General features: G+C 68.8%; 21 protein-coding genes. 12 read left to right on the top strand and 9 right to left on the bottom strand.

Translation table 11 applies throughout. From position 1 onward, the window contains the following. Positions 1-360: zinc-binding dehydrogenase (locus EV675_RS29620; RefSeq protein WP_165404809.1), on the top strand; the 360-nt coding region annotated here is incomplete at its 5' end. 1 nt (position 361) lies between these two features. Here EV675_RS29620 and EV675_RS29615 read toward each other — a convergent pair. The 4 genes from EV675_RS29615 to EV675_RS29600 all read right to left on the bottom strand — a co-directional run bounded on the left by EV675_RS29615 (position 362) and on the right by EV675_RS29600 (position 3,685). Further along, positions 362-754 (bottom strand): cupin domain-containing protein, encoded by a 393-nt coding sequence (locus tag EV675_RS29615; RefSeq protein ID WP_130362249.1) that lies wholly within the window; start codon positions 752-754, stop codon positions 362-364. After that, positions 751-1,734, bottom strand: coding sequence for a tripartite tricarboxylate transporter substrate binding protein (locus EV675_RS29610; protein ID WP_130362248.1), 984 nt, complete (start codon positions 1,732-1,734; stop codon positions 751-753). The genes EV675_RS29615 and EV675_RS29610 overlap by 4 nt, the downstream gene beginning before the upstream one ends. An 82-nt stretch (positions 1,735-1,816) precedes the next feature. Continuing rightward, positions 1,817-2,515, bottom strand: a complete 699-nt coding sequence (locus EV675_RS29605; protein ID WP_242621661.1) for a maleate cis-trans isomerase family protein — start codon at positions 2,513-2,515, stop codon at positions 1,817-1,819. A gap of 57 nt (positions 2,516-2,572) precedes the next feature. After that, positions 2,573-3,685: an NADH:flavin oxidoreductase/NADH oxidase gene (locus EV675_RS29600; RefSeq protein WP_130362246.1), complete on the bottom strand. Its 1,113-nt coding sequence runs from the start codon at positions 3,683-3,685 to the stop codon at positions 2,573-2,575. 79 nt (positions 3,686-3,764) lie between these two features. Between EV675_RS29600 and EV675_RS29595 the strand changes: the two genes are divergently transcribed. Further along, positions 3,765-4,394: an NIPSNAP family protein gene (locus tag EV675_RS29595; RefSeq protein ID WP_165404834.1), complete on the top strand. Its 630-nt coding sequence runs from the start codon at positions 3,765-3,767 to the stop codon at positions 4,392-4,394. A 27-nt stretch (positions 4,395-4,421) separates the two neighbouring features. On the opposite strand, the gene EV675_RS29590 is transcribed toward EV675_RS29595, so the two are convergent. Both EV675_RS29590 and EV675_RS29585 read right to left on the bottom strand, forming a co-directional pair. Continuing rightward, a complete protein-coding gene (locus EV675_RS29590; RefSeq protein ID WP_130362270.1) occupies positions 4,422-5,969 on the bottom strand; it encodes an acetolactate synthase large subunit in 1,548 nt (515 codons plus the stop codon). Between the two features lie 92 nt (positions 5,970-6,061). Continuing rightward, on the bottom strand, positions 6,062-7,018 hold the full coding sequence (locus tag EV675_RS29585) for a Bug family tripartite tricarboxylate transporter substrate binding protein (RefSeq protein WP_130362244.1): 957 nt from the start codon (positions 7,016-7,018) through the stop codon (positions 6,062-6,064). Between the two features lie 94 nt (positions 7,019-7,112). Between EV675_RS29585 and EV675_RS29580 the strand changes: the two genes are divergently transcribed. Both EV675_RS29580 and EV675_RS29575 read left to right on the top strand, forming a co-directional pair. Continuing rightward, the gene (locus EV675_RS29580; protein ID WP_130362243.1) at positions 7,113-8,135 is read left to right on the top strand and encodes a WD40/YVTN/BNR-like repeat-containing protein; all 1,023 of its coding nucleotides are present in this window, start codon (positions 7,113-7,115) and stop codon (positions 8,133-8,135) included. A gap of 3 nt (positions 8,136-8,138) precedes the next feature. Next, the gene (locus tag EV675_RS29575) at positions 8,139-8,711 is read left to right on the top strand and encodes a carboxymuconolactone decarboxylase family protein (protein WP_130362242.1); all 573 of its coding nucleotides are present in this window, start codon (positions 8,139-8,141) and stop codon (positions 8,709-8,711) included. 7 nt (positions 8,712-8,718) lie between these two features. Here the strand turns inward: EV675_RS29575 and EV675_RS29570 are convergent, their stop codons facing one another. Further along, positions 8,719-9,498, bottom strand: coding sequence for an IclR family transcriptional regulator (locus EV675_RS29570; RefSeq protein ID WP_130362241.1), 780 nt, complete (start codon positions 9,496-9,498; stop codon positions 8,719-8,721). A gap of 209 nt (positions 9,499-9,707) precedes the next feature. On the opposite strand from EV675_RS29570, the gene EV675_RS29565 reads away from it, so the two are divergent. The 4 genes from EV675_RS29565 (at position 9,708) to fghA (ending at position 13,366) form a co-directional block, all read left to right on the top strand. Beyond that, positions 9,708-10,673, top strand: a complete 966-nt coding sequence (locus EV675_RS29565) for a tripartite tricarboxylate transporter substrate binding protein (RefSeq protein ID WP_165404833.1) — start codon at positions 9,708-9,710, stop codon at positions 10,671-10,673. Then, positions 10,670-11,491 (top strand): HpcH/HpaI aldolase family protein, encoded by an 822-nt coding sequence (locus EV675_RS29560; protein ID WP_130362239.1) that lies wholly within the window; start codon positions 10,670-10,672, stop codon positions 11,489-11,491. Before EV675_RS29565 ends, EV675_RS29560 begins: the two co-directional genes overlap by 4 nt. A gap of 3 nt (positions 11,492-11,494) precedes the next feature. Next, on the top strand, positions 11,495-12,331 hold the full coding sequence (locus tag EV675_RS29555; protein WP_130362238.1) for an amidohydrolase family protein: 837 nt from the start codon (positions 11,495-11,497) through the stop codon (positions 12,329-12,331). 189 nt (positions 12,332-12,520) lie between these two features. Beyond that, a complete protein-coding gene (fghA, locus tag EV675_RS29550; protein WP_130362237.1) occupies positions 12,521-13,366 on the top strand; it encodes an S-formylglutathione hydrolase in 846 nt (281 codons plus the stop codon). A gap of 3 nt (positions 13,367-13,369) precedes the next feature. Here the strand turns inward: fghA and EV675_RS29545 are convergent, their stop codons facing one another. Together EV675_RS29545 and EV675_RS29540 are read right to left on the bottom strand one after the other, a co-directional pair. Next, positions 13,370-14,686 carry a sensor histidine kinase gene (locus tag EV675_RS29545; RefSeq protein ID WP_130362236.1) on the bottom strand — a complete coding sequence of 439 codons (1,317 nt, stop codon included), beginning with the start codon at positions 14,684-14,686 and terminating at the stop codon, positions 13,370-13,372. Next, the gene (locus tag EV675_RS29540; protein ID WP_130362235.1) at positions 14,686-15,384 is read right to left on the bottom strand and encodes a response regulator transcription factor; all 699 of its coding nucleotides are present in this window, start codon (positions 15,382-15,384) and stop codon (positions 14,686-14,688) included. The genes EV675_RS29545 and EV675_RS29540 overlap by 1 nt, the downstream gene beginning before the upstream one ends. A gap of 104 nt (positions 15,385-15,488) precedes the next feature. On the opposite strand from EV675_RS29540, the gene ggt reads away from it, so the two are divergent. The 4 genes from ggt to EV675_RS29520 all read left to right on the top strand — a co-directional run bounded on the left by ggt (position 15,489) and on the right by EV675_RS29520 (position 21,830). Next, positions 15,489-17,261 carry a gamma-glutamyltransferase gene (gene ggt, locus EV675_RS29535; RefSeq protein ID WP_130362234.1) on the top strand — a complete coding sequence of 591 codons (1,773 nt, stop codon included), beginning with the start codon at positions 15,489-15,491 and terminating at the stop codon, positions 17,259-17,261. Between the two features lie 183 nt (positions 17,262-17,444). After that, the gene (locus EV675_RS29530) at positions 17,445-19,040 is read left to right on the top strand and encodes a glucan biosynthesis protein G (RefSeq protein ID WP_423213255.1); all 1,596 of its coding nucleotides are present in this window, start codon (positions 17,445-17,447) and stop codon (positions 19,038-19,040) included. A gap of 4 nt (positions 19,041-19,044) precedes the next feature. Further along, a complete protein-coding gene (gene mdoH / locus EV675_RS29525; protein WP_242621660.1) occupies positions 19,045-21,348 on the top strand; it encodes a glucans biosynthesis glucosyltransferase MdoH in 2,304 nt (767 codons plus the stop codon). A 26-nt stretch (positions 21,349-21,374) separates the two neighbouring features. Continuing rightward, a complete protein-coding gene (locus EV675_RS29520; RefSeq protein ID WP_130362232.1) occupies positions 21,375-21,830 on the top strand; it encodes a hypothetical protein in 456 nt (151 codons plus the stop codon). Positions 21,831-21,835: the final 5 nt, after the last annotated feature.

Here is a 21,835-nt window from a genome sequence, read left to right as displayed (position 1 = left end):
CAGCTTACCGACGGCGGGGCCGACTACAGCTTCGAGTGCATCGGCAACACCACCACCATGCGCCAGGCCCTCGAGTGCTGCCACAAGGGCTGGGGCCAGTCCTTCATCATCGGCGTGGCCGCCGCCGGCGCCGAGATCGCCACCCGTCCCTTCCAGCTGGTCACCGGCCGCGAGTGGAAGGGCTCGGCCTTCGGCGGCGCCCGCGGCCGCACCGACGTCCCCACCATCGTCGACTGGTACATGGACGGCAAGATCAAGATCGACGAACTCATCACCCACACCCTGCCCCTCGAACGCATCAACGAGGGATTCGACCTCATGAAGAGCGGACAGTCGATACGCTCGGTCGTGCTGTACTGAGTCAGCGCGCCCCGGTAGGGGTCGTGATGACCAGGAAGACGAGGTTCCCCAGCCCGGTATTGTGCAGCGCGTGCGGCACACCGGGCGGGATGAGGACGAAGCTGCCCGCGCGCACGACCTGCCGCTCCCGCCCCAGCTCGAGCAGCCCCTCGCCATCGACGAAGTAATAAACCTGCTCCTTCTCGTCGTGCACGTGGCTTTGCACATAGGCCATGGGTTCGTAGCTCGACAGCCGCAGGTCCAGGTAGCGGGCCCCCGGCGTCTGCGCGCTGACCAGGATCTTGGACAACGCGCCGCCGAAATGGCCGGGCGACTGCTCCCACAGGAACTCCGCCAGTTCGCGGACGCGGGCTTCGGCGGCAGACGCCTGCGCCGGAGAAGATCCGGCGCTCATTCGACCTTGTCCAGTTTTACCTTCTTGGCCAGCGTCACCCATCGATCGCTCTCTTCGGTGAAGTAATCCCTGAGCGCCTCGGGCGGACCGCCCCGCGCTTCGAGCCCCAGGCCGTTCAGCTTGCCGATGAGCTCAGGGTTCCGCAGCGCCTTGACGGTCGCGGCATTGACCCGGTCGACGATCGCGCGCGGCGTGCCGGCAGGCGCGAAGATGCCTATCCATTCCTGGATGCTGAAGCCGGGCAGCCCTGCGGCCTCCGCCACCGTGGGCACGTCCGGCAGCGCCGGATTGCGCGTGGCGCCGCTGACGGCCAACGCGCGCAGCTTGCCGCTCGTGATGAAGGGGTACGCGGTGGGCAACACCGCGAATACGAACGACACCTGGCCGCCGACCAGGTCCGCCATGACCGCGCCGCCGCCTTTGTAGGGAATGTGCTGCGCGTCGATGCCGGCCGCGCTCTTGAACACTTCGGTCGTCAGGTGGTTGCCGCTGCCATAGCCGGCCGACCCGTAGTCCAGGCCTCCCGGGCGGGACTTCGCCAGCGCGATGAATTCTTTCAGGTTCCTGGCCGGCAGCGCGGTCGGCACGACCAGCACCGTGGGCACGGTGGCCAGCAGGCTGATTGGCGCGAGATCCTTGCGCGCATCGAACGGCAGCTTCTTGAACAGCACGGGATTGGCCGCCAGCGCGGTCGAAGTCAGCAGCAGCGTGTAGCCGTCCGGCTCCGCCCGCGCGACCGCCTCGGACCCCGGAATCGATGCACCGCCGCTGCGGTTCTCGATCACCAGTTGCTGGCCCAGCGCCTCGGAAACATACGGCGCGACCAATCGTGCGGTGATGTCGGTGACGCCGCCGGTGCTGTAGGGAACGATGAGCCGGATCGGCTGGGTGGGATAGCTCTGCGCGCCGGCCCCGCCCGCCGCGAATGCCAGCATGCCCGCGAAGACGGTCGCGGCCGACTGCCTGATGCCTCTTTTCATGATGTCCTCCTTGTGGTCCGCGTCGGCGCCGGTCGCGATCGCGGCTGTCTCGATGAATCTTCTGTTCTGTACCGCCGGTTTTCTACCGGCGTGCCGCCTGCGCCACGGCCTGCAAGGCCCGCCATGCGGTAGCCTTGATCGACGACCAGGCGGGCCGGCCAAGCTCCGCCTGCAGGGAATCCAGGATCTCGTAGGTGGGCAGTTGCGAGCAGGCGATGAATAGCGCGTCGCAACCGTCATCCACGGTGCTTCGTGCCAGTGCCGCCACCTCCGACGCGGTGATGCGCCCCAACGCTTCCACGTCGGCCGCGGCCAGACTGCTGACGCGGCGCGCCTCGATGCCGCCCTCGGCCAGGAAAAGGCCCAGGTTGCGGTTGACCTCGTCGCTATAGGGTGTGACCAGCGCGATATGACGAGCGCCGGCCGCTTGCAGCGCCGCCACCATCGACCGCGCGGTGGTGACCACCGGCTTGCCTGTGATCGCGGCCAATTCTCCGGCCAACTGCGCCTCGCCCTGGGGTCCGGCGATGAAGCCTGCCGCCGTGCAGCCATACGCCACCACGTCGATGTCCCCGGGAAAAGTTGCCGCCAGCTCCAGCGCACTGGCCTTGTAGGGCGGCAGGGTTTCCCGGGTCAGCAGACCCGCGCCGCGCGGGATGCGCAAGGTCACGCAGCGCGACCCGTCCGGCAGCCAGGCGGTCAGTTCCTTTTCCATCGTGGTGTTGTTCGCCGGGACCATCAACCCGACTTTCAACGGCGCGGACGAGGCATGCGCATCCATAGGCGGAATCTCCATGTTCGCGGCCCGCGCCCGATGTGCGCTGCCGCATTGCGGCTTTCAAGCGGCGCCCGGTCTGACCAGCCTGGCGCCGGGCCAGGCAGCGCTGGCGGCGCGCGCATAAGGTTGGGGGTAGGCGACCGCGGCGCCCAGGACTTCGGCCGCGTGCCACCCCCAGCGAGGGTCATCGAGCATCGCCCGTCCCAGGGCGACGAAGTCGGCACGGCCGGACCGTACGATGGCGTCGGCCTGCTGCGCCAGCGCGATCATGCCTACCGCACGGGTCGCCATGCCCGTCCGCCGGCGGACCTCGCTGGCGAACGGCACCTGGTACTCCGGCACGACCCGGATCTGCTGGTGCCCGACCAGGCCGCCGCTGGACACGCAGACGTAGTCGCATCCGATGGACTTCAGGGCGCCGGCGAAGGCCACCGCGTCGTCCAGCCCGAAGCCGCCTTCGGCCCAGTCGCTGGCGCTGATCCGCACACCCATCGCCCGGTCGGACGGGACGGCGTCCCTGACGGCCTGCGCGACTTCGAGCGGAAAGCGCATGCGGCGCTCGGCGTCGCCGCCGTAGCCGTCGTCACGCCGGTTCGACAGGGGAGACAGGAACTGATGCAACAGGTAGCCATGCGCGGCATGCAGCTCGACCACGTCGAAGCCGACACGCACCGCGCGCCGGGCGGCCGACACGAATGCCTGCCCGATACGCCGCAGTCCGCCTTCGTCGAGTTCGGCGGGAACCGGCCCGCCGTCATCGGCGGCCAGCGCGGACGGCGCCTCTACATGCCAACCGCCCTCCTGGACCGGCAATGGCCCACGCCCCGCCCAGGGCAGGCGCACGGAGCCCTTGCGCCCGGTGTGCGACAACTGGACGCCCAGGCGGGCCCCGCCCCACTGCCGGCAGAAGTCGACCACGCGGCCGAGAGCCTGTTCCTGCGCGTCGCCATACAGGCCCAGGCATTGCAGGGACCCTCGGCCGTCGGGCTCGACCGCGGTGGCTTCGGTCATGACCAGCCCCGCGCCCGAGTACGACAGTTGTCCCAGATGAACCAGATGCCAGTCGCCGGCGCAGCCGTCCGGCGCGCTGCTGTACTGGGCCATGGGCGACACGGCGATCCGGTTGGGAAGCTCCATGCCACCCAGCGCGAGCGGAGAAAAGAGTGCGGTCATGAGTCAGCTTGTCTCTGGTTTAAAAAATTATCTTATAATTTGGGAAATTTTGTCAATAAATGACGGGGGCGACGCTGCCATGACCATCGACGAACTGCGCATCTACACCGTCGCCCCCGGCGGCCTGGCCGAGTACCTGCGGCTGGCCGGGGAAGTCGCCGTCCCCGTACGCGGCGACGCCTACGGCAGACTGCTCGGTTTCTGGTTCGGCGAAATCGGCTCGGCCCATCGTGTCTTCAATCTCTGGCAACACGACGATCTGCAGGCACGGCAAGCCGTGCGCGCGCGGCTCGCCGCCCTGCCGGCATGGCGCGACGACTACGTGGCCAAGGTGCATCCGCTGATGCAGGAGCAAGAGATCCGGCTGATGGAGGCCGTGACGCCGATGGCGCGGCCGGCGGGCACGGACCACAACGTCTACGAGACGCGGCTCATCCGTACCAAGGTGGGCAAGGCCGCCGAATTCGCGGCCCTGCTGCGCGACACGCACCCCGATGCCGAGACGGTCGTTTCCGTGGGCATCTGGACCACGCTGGCCGGGCGGCTGAACGAAGTCGTGCAGATCCTGGCCTACCGCGACGTCGGCGCACGCCTGGCCTCGTCGCTGGCCCAAGACCGATGGCGTGCCTTCCTTGCGCGGCATGGCGATCTGGTCGATCGCATCGAATCGAGCCTGATGCTGGCCGCCCCTCACTCCCCGTTGCGCTGACGGCGCGGCGGGGACGGCTGCCGGACATCAGGGTATGCGCGCCTCGATCAGGAACGGACCGCGCCGGGCGCACGCGCCGCGGAAGGCATCCGCCAGGCCCGCGACGGTGTCCACCGCTACCGCATCGACGCCTTGCCCGCGCGCCAGCGCCACCCAGTCCAGCTCGGGACCGACGAGGTCCAGCATCCTGTGCGCCTGCTCCCCGGGCTGGTCGATGCCCACGCCCTTCAATTCGCCCTGCAGGATCCGGTAGCTGCGATTGGCCAGGATGATGGTCACCACGTCCAGCCGCTCGCGTGCCTGTGTCCACAGCGCCTGGAGCGTGTACATGCCGCTGCCGTCGCCCTCGAAGCAGACCACCTTGCGGTCCGGGCAGGCCACGCTCGCTCCCGTCGCCATCGGCAGCCCCGAACCGATGGCGCCGCCGGTGATCTGCAGGTAGTCGTGCGGTGCCGCGCCGTCGGTGAAGCGGAACAGCGAACGGCCCGACGACACGGACTCGTCGCACAGGATGGCGTGCTCGGGCAGCATCGCCGCCATCGTCTGCATGACGTTGTCGGCATCGAGCCGGCCATCGGCGGGAAGCGTGGGCGCCTCGGCCGCCGGGACAGGCCGGGCCATGCCCGGCAGGCCCAGCTCGTCGGCCAGCCACGCCAGCGCATGCAGGACGTCACCGCCCGGCTCGACCAAGGCTTGGATCTCGCAGCCCGCGGGCGTCAGCATGCGTGGCTTGCCCGGGTAGCCAAAGAACGCCGCGGGCGGATGGCTGCCCGCCAGTATCAATACTTCCAGCCCCGCCAGCCACGCCACGCCCTGGTCCACGGCGAACGGCACCCGCGGAACCACCAGCCGGCCGCGGCCTCGCGCGACCCGCCGGTTCGACTGCGAGGCCATGACACGGATGCCGGCGCCAGCCAACCTGGCCACCACGGGCAGGCCGGCCTCCTCCAGCGCAAGGCCGGTCACCAGCAGGGCACAGCGCCGACCGGAACGCAGGGCCTCGACGGCCCGGCGCATCCCTTCGGCCGGTGCCCGCGCCAGAGCAGGCGGCTCGGCGGCCGCCACCGGTTCGCCGCCGGGACTCCAGGCGGTATCGGCGGGCAGGATGAGCGTCGCGATCTGCCCATCCTGGCTGCGCGCGGCGGTCACGGCATCGGCGGCGTCCCGGGCGATGCCGTGGCCCGCGCCGCCCACCCGCCACCAGTCGGAAGCCAGGGCCGCCGCGCCGGGAACGTCGCTGCGCAGCGGGCTTTCGTATTGCAGGTGATCGCTCGCGTGTTCGCCCACGATATTGACGATGGACGACCGGGCCTTGCGCGCATTGTGCAGGTTGGCCATGCCATTGGTCAGGCCAGGGCCCAGGTGCAGCAGGGTCGAGGCGGGCCGCCCCGCCATGCGCGCATAGCCGTCGGCCGCGCCCGTTACCACGCCCTCGAACAGGCCCAGCACGCAGCGCATGCCGGGCACCCTGTCGAGCGCCGCGACGAAATGCATCTCCGACGTCCCGGGATTGGCGAAACAGACGTCCACGTTGGACGCGAGAAGGGTTCTGACAAGCGACTCGGCGCCATTCATCATGCGGCACTACCCCATGGAAACAAAACGTTCATGATCGCACCGCGCCCGCCCTTTCGAGGGTGGCTGCGCGGCGCTCCTCCGGATTCCAGTCAGTTCGCCGTGATGTTCGCATCCCGGATCACTTTCGCCCAGCGCGCGCGCTCCTCCTGCATGAAGCGCCCAGCCGCCGCCGGCGGATTGGCCACCACGGCGACCCCCAACGCATCCAGGCGCTCCTTGATTTCCGGGCGAGCCAGCACGACGGCGATTTCCTTTTGCAAGCGGTCGATCCTGTCCTGCGGCGTCCGGGCCGGCACCACCATGCCGAACCAGTTGGTGACGCTGAAGCCCGGCAGGGTCTCGGCCACGGTCGGCGCGTCGGGAAAGACGGCCAGCCGCTGGTCGCCGGTGGTGGCCAGCACGCGCAGGCGCCCGGCCTGGACGAACGGCAGGCCGATGGCCGTCGCCTCGAAGGTCATCTGCACCTGCCCGGCGATCACATCGTTGACGCTGGGCGTGCTGCCCTTGTACGGAACGTGCGTCAGCTTCAAACCGGTGGCGGAATTGAACAGCTCCCCCGCCATGTGCGGCAGCCCGCCGTTGCCGCTGGACGAGAAATTGACTTTGCCGGGGTTTGCCTTGGCATAGGCGATCAGTTCGCCCACGGTCCGGGCCGGGAACGCGGGGTTCACATACAGCACGAAACCCGAGGAGGCGACCACGGTGACCGGGGCGAAGTCTTTCTCCATGTCGTAGCTGAGGTCTTTCGTCAGCACCGGCGTAATGCTCAGGTTGCCCATCGTTCCCATCAGCACGGTATAGCCGTCGGCGTCGGCCCTGGCCCCCCCCTGCGCGGCCACCACGCCGCCGGCCCCGGGCTTGTTCTCGATCACCACAGGCTGGCCCAGCCTCTCGGCCAGCGGCGGCCCCATCAGCCGGGCGATGGTATCGATCGCCCCACCGGGAGGAAAGCCGATGATGATGCGCACCGGACGCTCGGGGTAGGCCGCCAGCGCGGGCGCGCCGGCTACCACGATGAGCGCCATGACTGCCAGAATCCGTTTCATCGCCGTCTCCGAATAATAAAAATTTCTTACATAGTAGTATATTTTTACGGAAAAGATATACTGCGAATCTGGTTCATCGAGGAGGCAAACGGGGATGTCGAGGCGTATCGAAATCTATGCGGGCACGGCCGGCCACTCCGCCTGGTTCAGCGAAGACCGGGGCGAAACCTGGCTTCACCCCAACAGCCATTCGGGCATGTATCTCGAAGCCCGCGTCTGGACGTTCAGCAGCCACCCCGCCAGGCCGGACATCCTTCATGCGGGGACCGACATGGGCATCTATCGCTGGGACGAATCGACGACCCGCTGGACCGCCGTGCCGTCACCGCTGGACGACGTCTGGGCGCTGGCCCAGTCGCCCGCCGATCCCGCCGTCATCTACGCCGGCGGGCGACCCGCCGCGGTCTATTGCTCGGAAGACGGCGGCGCATCGTGGCGGGCGTTCGAGCTGCCGGGCGCGGCCACCTTCTCCCCCATCAACCAGGGCCCGACACGCGTCACCCAGATCCTGGTTGACCCCGTCCAGCCCGACGTGCTTTGGGCCACGATCGAGATCGGCGGCATCTATCGCAGCGGCGACCGCGGCCGCACCTGGGTAGCCAGGAACGAGGGACTGGTATCGCTGGACGTCCACGGCATCGCGGTGCTGAGAAAGCCCGGCGGAACGCGCACGATCCTGGCCACCACCAATCGCGGGCTGCACCGCAGCGATGACGACGGCGGACACTGGACGTACCAGCAGCTCGATTCCCCGTGGCAATACACCCGCGCCGTGGTGCCCCGCGCAGACACCGATCGCATCGTGTTCCTGACCAACGGCAACGGCCCCCCGGGCAGCGATGCCTGCCTAATGCGCAGCACGGACCATGGCGACACCTGGCACGCGGTACCGCTGCCGGGCCGGTTCAACAGCACCCTGTGGTGCGTCGCGACACATCCGTCCGATCCGATGCTGCTGTTCGCCTGCACCAACCTCGGCCAGTTGTTCCGCAGCGTCGACGGCGGCGAACGGTGGGAGCGCCTGCCGCACGAATTCGGCGAGATCCGCGCGCTGCACTGGCGCGTGGCGGACATTCCCCCCGACCGCCCGGCCCACTCCATCACCGTCAGGAATTGAGCCATGCAAGAACCGCGCTTTCCCCGTATCCCCTCCGAACAGATGGATCCGCGCCAGCAGGAGGTGGCGGCCAGCATCGCCTCCGGCCCCCGCGGCGAAGTCAAGGGCCCGTTCCTGGCGCTGCTGCATCATCCGGACCTGGCCGACCACCTCCAGCAACTGGGCGAACACCTGCGGTTCGGCACGGGGCTGCCGCCCGAGTTGATCGAGCTGGCGGTGCTCATCACCGCCCGGCATTGGGACTGCCAGTACGAGTGGTTCGCCCACCAGCGCATCGCGTTGAACACGACGGCGCTGGACCCCGCCGTCATCGACGCCATCGCCCATGGGAAGCCGCTGCCCGGCATGCCGGACGAACAACGAGCCGCCTGCGACTTCTGCACCGAGTTGCTGCGCGCCGGCGAACCTGGCCAGCGCGCCTACGACGCCATCCTGCACCGCTACGGCAGACGGGGCGTCCTGGACCTGCTGGCCCTTTGCGGCTACTACGGCCTCCTGGCCATGGTCCTGAACACCGCGCGCATTCCGCTGCCCGACGGCACGCCCGCACCGCTTCCGCCGAAGCGCCGGCCCTAGGTTCCGTTCACCCCACGGCCCTGGCCGGCAGCGCGACGACGTTGGGCGCGCTGGCGATCCGCCGCGACACCTCCCGTCCGGCCTCGATCACCCGGTCGGCGATGGCGCCGAACGCCACCGGGTCCACATGCGACGTGGACGCGGCGACCGCCAGGCTGCCCAGCACGTCGCCCGCGCCATTGAACAGAGGCGCGGCGATGGACACGATGCCCGCGTTGTACTCGCCCGTGGTCATCGCGTATTCGGCCTGGCGTATCTGCTTGAGCGCCTGTTTGAAGCGCTCCCAGTCCGCGCCCAGTCCCACGGCGGCGATGCTCTTGCGATGCTTGGTGAAGATCACCCGCAACTGGTGCAGCGGCAGATAGGCCAGGATGATCTTGGCTGACGCTCCCGCCACCAGCGGACGGCGCTGCCCCCGGCTGAACAGCTCGGGCGGCGCATGCTTGCCCAGCGCCTGCTGCACGCACATGATGGACTCGCTGAACAGGATGCACAGCAGCGAGCTGTGCCCCGTCTCTTCAGTCAGTTGCTGGATCACGGGCGAGCCGGCGATGTAGACCGGATCGCACAGCCTCATCGTCCGGTCCATTTCCGGAATGCGCGGGCCCAGCACATAGGAACCGTTGGCCACCCGAGCCAGCAAGCCCACCGAATGCAGCGTCTTGAGATAGCGGTAGCAGGTCGAGGCCGGCGCCCCGGAATAGCGGATCAGGTCCTCCGTCGTCCATACCGGCGCCGCGGGCGTGAACACATCCAGCAGGCTCAACATCTTGTCCAGACTGCTCATGACCCGTCTGCCTTCCGCGGGACCGCAAAAAAACGAAAGTTTCTCATATTGATGTACAAATTAACGATTCCATGCAAGAATCCGGCGAAGAATACGACAGGCCGCCCTCCCTCTTCACCGGCCGTACCGAAAGGGCACACACCCTGGCCTGCCAGCCGGCACGGCGCGCATCGCACGACACCCAGAACGACTCACGGAGACCCCATTCCATGAACAAAGCGGCCGTCGCATTTCTTCTATTCATTCTACAGTTCGGTAATCTTTCATGGGCCCAGGCGCCTTGGCCCGCCAGGCCGGTGAAGATCATCGTTCCCTTCGCCCCCGGATCGTTTACCGACACCGCGGCCCGGGCCGTCGCCGTGGAGCTGGGCAACCAGTTGGGACAGCCGTTCGTCATCGAGAACCGCGGTGGCGCAGGCAGCACCATCGGCACCGACGCGGTCGCGAAAGCCGCGCCCGACGGCTATACCTTCCTTCTCACCGATAACTCGTTCGCGGTCTCGGCGGCCCTGTACAAGTCGCTGCCCTACCATCCTTCCTCCGACATTACCCAGGTAGCCCTGGTCGCCGACGCGCCCGCCGTCCTGGCTGCGCGCAACGGCTTGAAGACGCGCACGCTGCGCGACACGGTCGAATTCGCGCGCAAGAACCCCGGTACCTTGAACTTCGGCTCGGGCGGCCAGGGGTCGTCGGCGCATCTGGCCATGGAAGCCTTTCTTCTGCAGAATGGACTGAAGATGGTTCACGTACCCTTCAAGGGAGTCGCCGAAGCCATGACCGAAATCGCCGCCGACCGCATCGACGTCGGCATCGGCAGCGTGGGCTCCACGGTCCAGCACATCAACGGCAAGCGCCTGTTCGCACTGGCCGTCAGCGGCAAGCAGCGCAACCCCATGCTGCCGGACGTCCCCACCTTCGCCGAAGCCGGCTATCCGGAGTACGGCATGATGTATTGGTTCGGCGTGATGGCACCCGCCGCCGTGCCCGCCGCCATCGTCGAGCGCATGAACCAGGAAGTCGGCAAGGCAGTCAAGACCGACCGGGTGGCCAAGACCTTCGCGGCCGCCGGCGTGACGACTGTCGTGGCACCGGCCGCGGCATTCAAGCAACGCGTGGCGGAGGAAATCACCACTTGGAAGGATGTCATCGCCCGCGCGCACATCGAGGCCCAATGATGACGAATACCCAGACCTCCCCGCTGAAGGATAGGATGCAGCGCCAGAAACTCGCGCTGTGCATGGCACTTCGGCAGGCCAGGACGGCCGACATCTCCATGATGGCGGCCGCCTGCGGCTTCGACGCCATCTACGTCGACATGCAGCACAGCACGATAGGACTCGATGCCGTCTCGGCCCTGTGCACCGGCGCGCTGGCGGCCGGCATCGCGCCGCTGGTCCGCCTGCCGGGCCTGGACATGGACCTCATGCAGCGCGTGCTGGACGGCGGCGCCCAGGGCGTGCTGCTGCCCGGTATCGAATCGGCGGACCAGGCCCGGACGGCCGCGCAGGCGGGCCGCTATCCCCCGGCCGGCACCCGCTCGGTCATGGGCCCCACGCTCGGGACGCTCTACCGGCCGCAGGACGCCGCCAGCCTGACCGCGCGCACCAACGCCGAAACGCTGATGATCATGATGCTGGAATCGCCCGGAGCGATTTCCCGCGCCGACGAGATCGCCGCCGTGGACGGCGTGGACATGCTGCTGATCGGCTCCAACGATCTCTGCACCGCCATGGGCATTCCGGGACAACTGCACCATCCCGACCTGTTCAAGGCATACGAGACTGTCGCCGCGGCTTGCCACCGGCACGGCAAGACCCTGGGCATAGGCGGCATACGAAGCGACCTCGCGCTGCAGAAGCGATTGGTGGCGCTGGGCGCCCGCTTCCTCATCGCAGGCAGCGACGTGACTTATCTCATGGCGGCCGCGCGCAAGGACGCGGCGGACATCCGCCAGGCCCTGGCGCATCCGCCCTCCTCTTCGGACCCATCCTGACTCATGACCATTCCTTACGCCTGCGATACCCATTTCCATGTCTTCGGCCCCGCGGACCGCTATCCGTACGCCGGCAAGCTGCGCTACGACCCGCCGCAGGCGGACCTGGAGGACTATCTTGCCGAAGCCCGGGCACTGGGCTTCTCCCGCTACGTCTTCGTACAGCCCAGCGCCTACGGCCAGGACAACCGCTGCATGCTGGAAGCCATGCGCCGCATGGGCCCCGACTGCCGCGGCATCGTGGACCTGCCGGACGACGTCCCCGACGAACAACTGGCCGACCTCCACCAGTTGGGCGTGCGAGGCATACGAATCAACGTGAACCCCATCGCGCAGCCGGCCGCCGGCCTGGCCGACACCCTCATCCCGCGCATCCGGCGCTGGGAGGCCCGCTGCGCGGCCACCGGCTGGCAGCTCGACTTCCTCGGCCCCGGCTGGCTGACGCGGGAACTGCTGCCCACCATGGCCTCGCTCCGGCTGCCCTTCACCGTCGCTCACCTGGGCATGAACCTGGCCGCCGACGGGGTCCAGGCGCCGGGCTTCCAGGCCCTGCTTGATTTCCTGCGCCATGGCGACGGCCTTTGCTTCGTCAAGCTCACGGGCAGCTATCGCATCTCCAAGACCCCCGGCTTCGGCGACATCGCCCCCATGGTCCATGCGCTGCTGGAGGCCGCGCCGGACCACCTGATCTGGGGCAGCGACTATCCCCACCTGTCGTTCCAGGAAAACAGCTCGGCCGACCTGTTCAGGCTGTTCACGTCCTGGATCCCCGATGCCGCGCTGCAGCGGCAGATCCTGGCCACCACGCCGGCCAGGCTCTACGGCTGGGAAACGGACTGACGGGCCGCCTGGACGGAAGAAACGAGGCCACGCCGATGGCTGGCTTGTCGATGGGCGAAGATTCCTGTTAGCCTCGCGGGCCGGGGTGCAGGCCGGCGGCTGGCTTCCGCAGGCCTCGGCCCCGAGCAATCCCGAAAGTTTCATCGCCCCGCCGCCGGCCGCCGCGCCGGACGGCCGCAAGGATTCCACATGCCCGAACTGATCAGCCTGCACCAGTGCTTCGGCGGCCAGCAGCGCTTCTACCGCCACGACTCCTCCGCCATCGGCCTGCCGATGCGCTTCTCGGTCTTCCTGCCCACGCACGCCGAGGCGGGCCCCGTCCCGGTGCTGTTCTACCTGGCCGGCCTGACCTGCACCGAGGAAACCTTCATGATCAAGGCCGGCGCACAGCGGTTCGCGCAGCAGCACGGTCTCATGCTGGTGACGCCGGACACCAGCCCGCGCGGCGCCGGCCTGCCGGGCGAGACCGACAGCTGGGATTTCGGCGCGGGCGCCGGCTTCTACCTGGACGCGACCCAGGAGCCCTGGAGCCGCCACTACCGCATGTACAGCTACATCGTCGACGAACTGTTCGGGCTGGTCACCTCCGAACTGCCGGGCGATCCTGCGCGCGCCGGCATCTTCGGCCACTCCATGGGTGGCCATGGCGCGCTGGTGCTGGCCCTGCGCAATCCGGACAAGTTCCGCTCGGTGTCGGCCTTCGCTCCCATCGCCCATCCGGTCGATTGCCCCTGGGGCCACAAGGCCTTCGGCAACTATCTCGGCCCCGACCGCGAAACCTGGAAACAGTACGACGCGACCGAGTTGATGCGGACCGCGCGCCAGCCCTTCCCCGGTGGCATCCTGGTCGATCAGGGGCTGGCCGATCAGTTCCTGGAACAGCAACTGCGGCCCGAGGCCTTCGAGGCCGCCTGCCGCGACGCCGGCCAGCCGCTGGAGCTGCGCCGCCACGCGGGCTACGACCACGGCTACTACTTCATCTCGACGTTCATGGAAGACCATCTGGCCTTCCACGCCCAGGCGCTGGGCGCCTGAGCCTCAGGACGCCACCGGGGTCGCCCCTTCCCCGAAGCACAGCAGGAAGCGGGTGCCCCGGCGCAGTTCGTCGGTGCTGGACGTGACGGTCAGGCGCCAGCCCTGGATGTCGCACACCCGCTTGGCGATCGCCAGTCCGAGCCCCCGCTGGTGGACGCCCGCATCCTCGGCCCCGGCCGTCTGGCTGTCGCGCAGGCGGCCACTGTAGTAGCGCTCGAACACGAACGGCAGATCGGCGGCGGGAATGCCGGGGCCATTGTCCGCCAGGACCAGGCATTCGCCGGTCCAGCTCGCGGTCAGCGTGGCGGGCGCCGCGTGGTCGATGGCATTGCGCACCAGGTTGCGCAGCACGATCAGGAGGCCATAGCGGTCCAGCCCGGCCACGGCCGTCTCGGGCACCTCGTTGTCCAGGACCAGGCCCGCGCGGTGCGCGCGCTCGGCCAGGCCGCTCCAGGCATCGTCCAGGCTGGCCCGGAGCGCGACCTCGCTGCGCGGCCCCGCCTGCGCGCTGCTGATGGCGCGTGCCGTCTCGAGCGTGGAGGCGATCTCGTCCACCGCGTTCACGATGCGCGTCAGGCGCAACCCCGCCTGGGGAGTCGGCTCGGACTCCAGCGCGATCAGTTCCGCGTCGGTGCGGATGCTGGTCAGCGGCGTCCTGATCTCGTGGCTGAGGTTGGCCGAGAACTCGCGCTCCTGGGCAATGGACTGGTCCACCTTGTCCTGCATGCGGTTGAAGGCCTCGATCAGGCGGCCCGCCTCGTCGCTGCGCACGACCTTCATGCCGGGGCTGCCGGGCGCCCATGACTCGATGCGATCGGTCACTTCCACCATCGAACCGACCACGCGGCCGGCCAGCGCGCGGGCGGTCCAGTATCCCAGCAGCGTGCAGGCCAGCCATAGTCCCAGCAGGATGGCGCCGAACTCGTAGACCCGGTGCTCGTTGTCGGTCGCGTCGTAGCGCAGGTACACCCGCCCTTTCGCCGAGTCGGCCACCGCCACGTGCCAGACCTCGCCTTCGGTGTTGAGCTGATATTGCCCCGGCCCCAGCCCGGCCAGCACACGCGGCACGTCCCCGCTCGTTCCCACCCACGCGTGCAGGCTGGGGCCGAGCAGGATGTCGCCGCCGGTCCAGACCATCTCGCCGGCCTCCAGGCGGTGCACGAGGCGCTCGGCCTCGGTCAGCACGATCTGGTCGACGATGCGGTCTTCCTGCTGGTCCAGCACCAGGTAGGCAACGATGGCCTGCGCCGCCACGAACAGGGAAATGGCGAGCGTCAGCGCCCAGATGACCCGCTGCTTGAGCGTGGCGGGACCGGCCATCAATCGTGCCCCGGGCCGCCGGCCAGGCGGTAGCCCACGCCGTGCACCGTCTCCAGCCCGTCGAAGCCTGCTTCGGACAAGGCCTTGCGCAGCAGATGGATCTGGCTGCGCAGGGCATCCTTTTCCGGCACGTCGGTGCCCCACAGCGCGCTTTCCAGGTCGGCGCGCGACACCACCCGGCCGGGATCGCGGATCAGCACCTCGACGATGCGGCCGGCCTTGGGCGTCAACCGCACCGGCCGCTCCGCCACGCGCACTTCGCGGGTACGGGCGTCGTAGGACAGTGCGCCGTAGCGGCGCACCGGATTGGCGACCTGCCCCGAGGCGCGGTTGAGCAAGGCGCGCACGCGCGCCTCGACTTCGGCCAGCGCATAGGGCTTGGTGACGTAGTCGTCGGCGCCGTGCGAGAAAGCGTCGAGCTTCTGCTGCAATTCGTCGCGTGCCGTCAGCAGCAGCACGGGCGTGGCCTGGTGCAGTTCCGCGCGCAGGCGATGCAGCACCGTCACGCCATCCAGCCCGGGCAGGCCGATGTCGAGCAGGATGGCATCGAACGCGTCGGCCCCGAGCCGGTACAGCGCCGACGGACCGTCGTAGGCGACGTCGACGACGTAGCCCTTGGCCTCGAAGTAGGCGCACAGGTTGGCCGAGATCGTCATGTCGTCTTCGACGATGAGCACGCGGGGATGGGGCGTCGTCATGGAACCGTGGGAAGAACGGGTTTCCAAGTGTAAGCCGCTTTGCCCCGGCCGATGGTAAGGTCCCGGTCTGGCCAGCCCAAGGCCATCGCAAGGAAGCTTCATCCATGACATCGCTCGTCCGCGCATCGCGCCTGCTCTGGCTGGCCTGCGCCGCGCTCGCCACGGCGGTCCGGGCCGCCGCGCCCGACCCGGGCATAGACGCCAACCCCGAGGCGCAGACCGCCTATCAGCCCAAGCAGGCCGTCATGGGCCGCCACTTCATGGCGGCCACCGCCCACCCGCTCGCCACCCGGGCCGCCTATCGCGTGCTCGAGCGCGGCGGTAGCGCGGTCGACGCGGCCATCGCCGCGCAGATGATGCTGGGCCTGGTCGAGCCGCAGTCCTCGGGGCTCGGGGGCGGAGCCTTCCTGGTCCACTACGACGCCAGCCGGGACCGCGTCACGGTTTTCGATGGCCGCGAAACGGCGCCGGCCGCCGCGAACGATGAGCGCTTCATGCGCGGCGGCCGGCCGATGCGCTTCGCCCTTGCGGTCGACAGCGGCAAATCGGTCGGCGTCCCGGGCCTGCTGCGGGCGCTGGAACTGGCACACCGCCAGCACGGCAAGCTGCCCTGGTCCGCGCTGTTCGACGACGCCATCGACCGCGCGCGGCGCGGCTTCCCGGTCTCGCAGCGCCTGGCCGCGCTGCTGCGCGACAACGAGCGGCTGGCCGCCCAGCCCGCCGCCCGCGCCTATTTCTTCCACGCCGACGGCTCGGCCCTGCGCGAGGGCGAGCGGCTGCGCAATCCCGAACTCGCCCGCACGATGGCGAGCATCGCCCGCGAGGGCGCCGACGCCTTCTACCGCGGGCCGCTGGCCCGCGCCATGGTCGAGGCGGTACGCGCGCACGCGCGGCCGGGCGACCTGTCCACCGAGGACCTGGCGCGCTACCAGGCGCGCGAACGCGCCGCGCTGTGCGGCGCCTACCGGACCTATGTGGTGTGCGGCGCGCCGCCGCCCGGCTCCGGCGGGCTGGCCGTGCTGCAGATGCTGGCCCTGCTGGAGGCCACGCCCATCGCCCGGGCGGCGCCCGAATCGCTGGCTGCGGTGCATTACTTTTCCGAGGCGGGACGGCTGGCCTATGCCGATCGCGACCGCTACGTGGCCGATCCCGATTTCGTGGACGTGCCCGTGGCCGCCCTGCTGGACCCGGCCTACCTGGCCCGGCGCGCGGCGTTGATCTCGGCCGACCGCTCGATGGGCCGGGCCGAGCCGGGCGAACCCGTGCGCGGCGCGCTGGCCCGCCACGGCGTCGACGACACGCCCGCGCTGCCCTCGACCACCCATTTGTCCATCGTCGACGCCCAGGGGAACGCGGTGGCCATGACGTCCACGATCGAGCAGGCCTTCGGCAGCAAGATCCTCGTGGGCGGCTTCCTGCTGAACAATGAATTGACCGACTTCGCGCTGTCGCCGCGCGACGACCGTGGCGTGCCGGTGGCCAACCGGGTCGAGCCGGGCAAGCGTCCGCGCAGCACCATGGCGCCCACCATCGTGCTGCGCGCCGGCGGAGAAACCCCGCGGCTGCGGCTGGTGGCGGGCTCGCCGGGCGGCAGCGCCATCGCCAACTACGTGGCCCGGACGCTGCTGGCCAACCTGGCCTGGGGCCTGGACATCCAGACCGCCATCGACCTGCCGCACTACGGCAGCCGCAACCACGCCACGGAACTGGAAAGCGATACCCGGCTGGAAGGCCTGGCTCCCGCCCTGCGCGCCATGGGGCACCCCGTGGCCGTCTCCGCCATGCCCAGCGGCCTGCACGGCATCGAAGTCCTGAGCAACGGACTGCTGCGCGCCGGCGCCGATCCTCGGCGCGAAGGCATCGCGTCGGGGCGCTAGCACCGCGCCCCAAATCCGGGCTCCGGGGAACCAATTTGGTGAAATTGGCGTCCATTCTGGTCCGGTTGGCGCCGCATGGCTACATCCAGTAGTACATGCGTGCCGCCGGAGCCCCCCGGGGGCGGCCATACCCTCTAGAATCTCCGTTTCAGCATTCCAGGCCACGCCGGACGTCCAAGATCCGTGACTGACAACTCCCTTTCTTCCGCAAGGGTGCGCTCGCTTGCCGCCCGCATGCTTTTCTCGGCCCTGGCCTTGTCGGCCGGCCTCCTGGCCGCCGCTCCCGCCAGTGCCTTCGACTTCTTCGATGTCGCCCGCCGCGCCAGGGAACTCGCCGGCGAGAAATACAAGGCGCCCACCAGCCAGCTCCCCAAGGAGCTGCGCGACCTGAAGTACGCCGAATACCAGCAGATCCAGCCCAAGCGCGACAAGTATCTGTGGGCCGACGGCCGTACCGCGTTCCAGATCGCCTTCCATCACCCGGGCATGGCCTTCGACCTGCCGGTGAAGATCAACGAGATCGATGCCGAAGGCGTCCGCGAGATCAAATACGATCCCGCCGACTTCGACTTCGGCCCCCGCCAGGTCGATCCCAAGCTGCTGCGCGGCCTGGGCTTCGCCGGCTTCCGCATCCTCTATCCGTTGAACGACCCGGCCAAGCGCGACGACGAACTCGCCTCCTTCCTGGGCGCCAGCTACTTCCGCGTGGTCGGCAAGGGCCAGGTCTACGGCGTCTCGGCCCGAGGCCTGGCCATCGACACCGCCGTGCCCTCGGGCGAGGAATTTCCCCGCTTCCGCGAGTTCTGGATCGCCCGCCCGGCCAACAGCGACAAGCACGTCGTGATCTACGCCCTGCTGGACTCGCCCCGCGCCACCGGCGCCTACCGCTTCACCATCACCCCGGGCGAGGACACCCTGGTCGATGTCCGGTCGCGCGTCTACCTGCGCGCGCCGGTCGCCAAGCTCGGCATCGCCAGCATGGCCAGCATGTATCTCTACGGCGCGACGCAGCCCTCCGGCACCGCCAACTACCGGCCCGAACTGCACGACTCCGACGGCCTGGCCTTCCACGCCGGCAACGGCGAATGGCTCTGGCGGCCGCTGAACAACCCGCGCCGCCTGGCCAACAGTTCGTTCATGGTCGAGAATCCGCGCGGCTTCGGCCTGCAGCAGCGGGCCCGCGACTTCCGCCAGTACGAGGACCTGGACGACCGCTACGACCTGCGTCCCACGCTCTGGGTCGAGCCCGCGGGCAACTGGGGCAAGGGCCGGGTGGAACTGGTCGAGATCCCGACCGCGGACGAGACCAACGACAACATCGTGGCGTTCTGGGTACCCGAGAACCCGCCCAAGCCCGGAACGGCCCTGGAAATGAACTACACGCTGCGCTGGACCCGCAACGAAGCCGGGCTGCAGGACCCCAAGCTGGCCCGCGTATTGCAGACCCGGCGCTCGGTGGGCGAGACGCGCGGCACGGACCTGATCCGCCGCCCCGACGGCAGCACCGCGTTCCTGATCGACTTCTCCGCGCCGGCGCCGGCCAAGCCCAAGGACCCGCCGCTGCCGGTCTCGCTGAACTTCTCCACCGGCGGCAACGCCGACGTGCTCGAGAACAGCCTGCGCCGCAATCCGGTCACCGGCGGCTGGCGCGTCACGCTGCGGATCAAGGTCAAGGATCCGGCCAAGCCGGTCGAGATGCGGGCCGGCCTGGTCAACGGCCAGAACCCCGTTTCCGAGACCTGGAGCTACCAGCTTCCCGGCTATGAGACGGGTGAGTGACCCCATGTCCGCAGCGATCGAAGAAAATGCCCCGCGCGCGGGCGAGGCCGAGACCCAGGAACGGACCCTGCTGGAGGCCTACGGCCCCGAACTGGACGAATACGGCGTCGTCCATCGCGACGAAGCCGGACGCGTGTGCATACAGACCGCGCCGGCCATCAAGCGCTCGTCCATGGTGCCCGAACCCTGGGTCACCAATCCCTTCGTGCGCGGCTGGCGCCGCGTGCAGGGGCAGATGCACAAGAGCCGCGCCGAACGGCTCGCGCGCCCGCCCGAACCGCGCTGGAAGATCGCCGGCCGGCTGCGCCGGCTGACCCTGCTGGTGGCCGTGGTGGCGCAGACCGCCGTCGCTACCTGGTACATGAAGGCCGTCCTGCCCTACCAGGGCGGCCAGATCCTGGAAATCGCGATCCTGCTGCTGTTCGCGCTACTGTTCTGTTGGGTCTCGGCCGGTTTCTGGACCGCGCTGATGGGCTTCCTGCAATTGCTGATGGGACGCGACCGCTACAGCATCTCGGCCACCGTGGCCGAAGGCGTGCCCATCTCCGCCGGCACCCGCACCGCGCTCGTCATGCCCATCTGTAACGAGGACGTGGGCCGGGTGTTCGCCGGACTGCGCGCGACCTACGAGTCGGTCGCGCGGGCAGGCGTCCTGGACAAGTTCGACTTCTTCATCCTAAGCGACAGCTACAAGCCGGACAACTGCGTGCAGGAACAGCGCGCCTGGGTCGAACTGTGCAAGACCGTCGAAGGCTTCGGCCGCATCCACTACCGGCGGCGCCGGCGGCGCGTCAAGCGCAAGAGCGGCAACATCGACGATTTCTGCCGGCGCTGGGGCGGCGAATACGACTACATGGTCGTGCTGGACGCCGACAGCGTGATGAGCGGCGAATGCCTCAAGCGCCTGGTGGTGCTGATGAACGCCAACCCCGAGGCCGGCATCATCCAGAGCGCGCCGCGTGCCTCGGGCATGGACAGCCTGTACGCGCGCGTGCAGCAGTTCGCCACCCGGGTCTACGGCCCGCTTTTCACGGCCGGCCTGCATTTCTGGCAACTGGGCGAGTCCCACTACTGGGGCCACAACGCCATCATCCGCCTGGAGCCCTTCATCCAGCATTGCGCGCTGGCGCCCCTGCCCGGCAAGGGCAGCTTCGCCGGGGCCATCCTGTCGCACGACTTCGTCGAGGCCGCGTTGATGCGGCGCGCGGGCTGGGGCGTCTGGATCGCCTACGACCTGCCCGGCAGCTACGAGGAACTGCCGCCCAACCTGCTGGACGAATTGCAGCGCGACCAGCGCTGGTGCCAGGGCAACCTCATGAACTTCCGGCTGTTCCTGATCAAGGGCCTGCACCCCGTGCACCGCGCCGTGTTCCTGACCGGCGTGATGTCCTACCTGTCGGCGCCGCTGTGGTTCCTGTTCCTGGCGCTGTCCACCGCGCTGCTGGCGGTCCACACGCTGACCGAGCCGCAGTATTTCGTGACGCCGCACCAGTTGTTCCCGATCTGGCCGCAATGGCATCCCGAGGAAGCCATCGCGCTGTTCTCGACCACGGCGGTGCTGCTGTTCCTGCCCAAGATACTGAGCGTGCTGCTGGTATGGGTGAAAGGCGCGCGGGGCTACGCGGGCTCGGGCAAGCTTTTGTGGTCCATGCTGCTGGAGGTCTTGTTCTCCATGCTGCTGGCGCCGATCCGCATGCTGTTCCACACCCGCTTCGTCGTGGCGGCGTTCCTGGGCTGGAAGGTGCAATGGAAATCGCCGGCCCGCGCCAACAACGAGACGCCCTGGCGCGAAGCCTTCCGGCGCCATGGCCTGCAGACGCTGCTGGGCGTGTGCTGGGGCCTGCTGGTCGCCTGGCTGAATCCGAACTTCCTGTGGTGGATGATTCCCATCCTGGCGTCGCTGCTGCTGGCCATCCCGCTGTCGGTGATGTCCAGCCGCGTCAGCCTGGGACGCGGCGCCTTCGACGATGGGCTGTTCTGCATCCCCGAGGAAACGTCCCCGCCGCGCGAACTGCACGACACCGCGCGCTACAACGAGGAAAACCAGGCCCGCTCCGCTCCCGGCTTCATGGATGCGCTGACCGACCCCGCCGTCAACGCGCTGGCCCGGGCCTTCGCCACCGGCCGCCACCTGCCCGGCCATCCGCTGATCGAGACGGCGCGCACGCAACTGGTCGACGAGGTACTGGAAACACATCCCGAGCGCCTGCCGGATCCCAAGCGCATGCGGCTGCTGGACGACCCCGAAGTCCTGGCCCGTGTACACCGGGCCCTGGCCCAGCCCGCGGCCCAGGCCCGCGCGGCCTGAGCCCCCCTTCCCCCTTGGACGCTGCCATGCAAGACGGAAAAAGAAAGACGGCGACGCGGCAACTGCTGGGCGCATGCCTGGCGGTTTTGGTCACCCTTGGCGCCGGCGCCGCGCAGGCGCAGACCGCCGCCGACATGGATGCGCGGCTCGATACGCTGTTCGGCGAACACGCGTCCTATCGCGGTTTCTTCGACAGGCTCAAGCAGGCCGTGGCAGCCGGGGACAAGGCGGCGGTGGCGGCGATGGTCGACTATCCGTTCCGGACTCGCCTGGAAGGCAAGGCGGCGACGATACGCGATGCCGGCCACTTCATCGCGGACTACGACCGGATCATCACACCCAAGGTCAAGGATGCCGTCTCGCGCCAGTCCTACCCCGAGCTGTTCGCCAACTGGCAGGGCATCTCCATCGGTTCGGGCGAGATCTGGTTCGGCGGCGTGGGCAAGCGCAACGACGTGAAGATCACGGCCATCAATCACTGAAGGCC

The sequence above is a fragment of the Pigmentiphaga kullae genome, from assembly GCF_004216695.1.
Classification (GTDB): Bacteria; Pseudomonadota; Gammaproteobacteria; order Burkholderiales; family Burkholderiaceae_B; genus Pigmentiphaga; species Pigmentiphaga kullae.
This window is presented reverse-complemented; position numbering and strand designations above follow the sequence as displayed.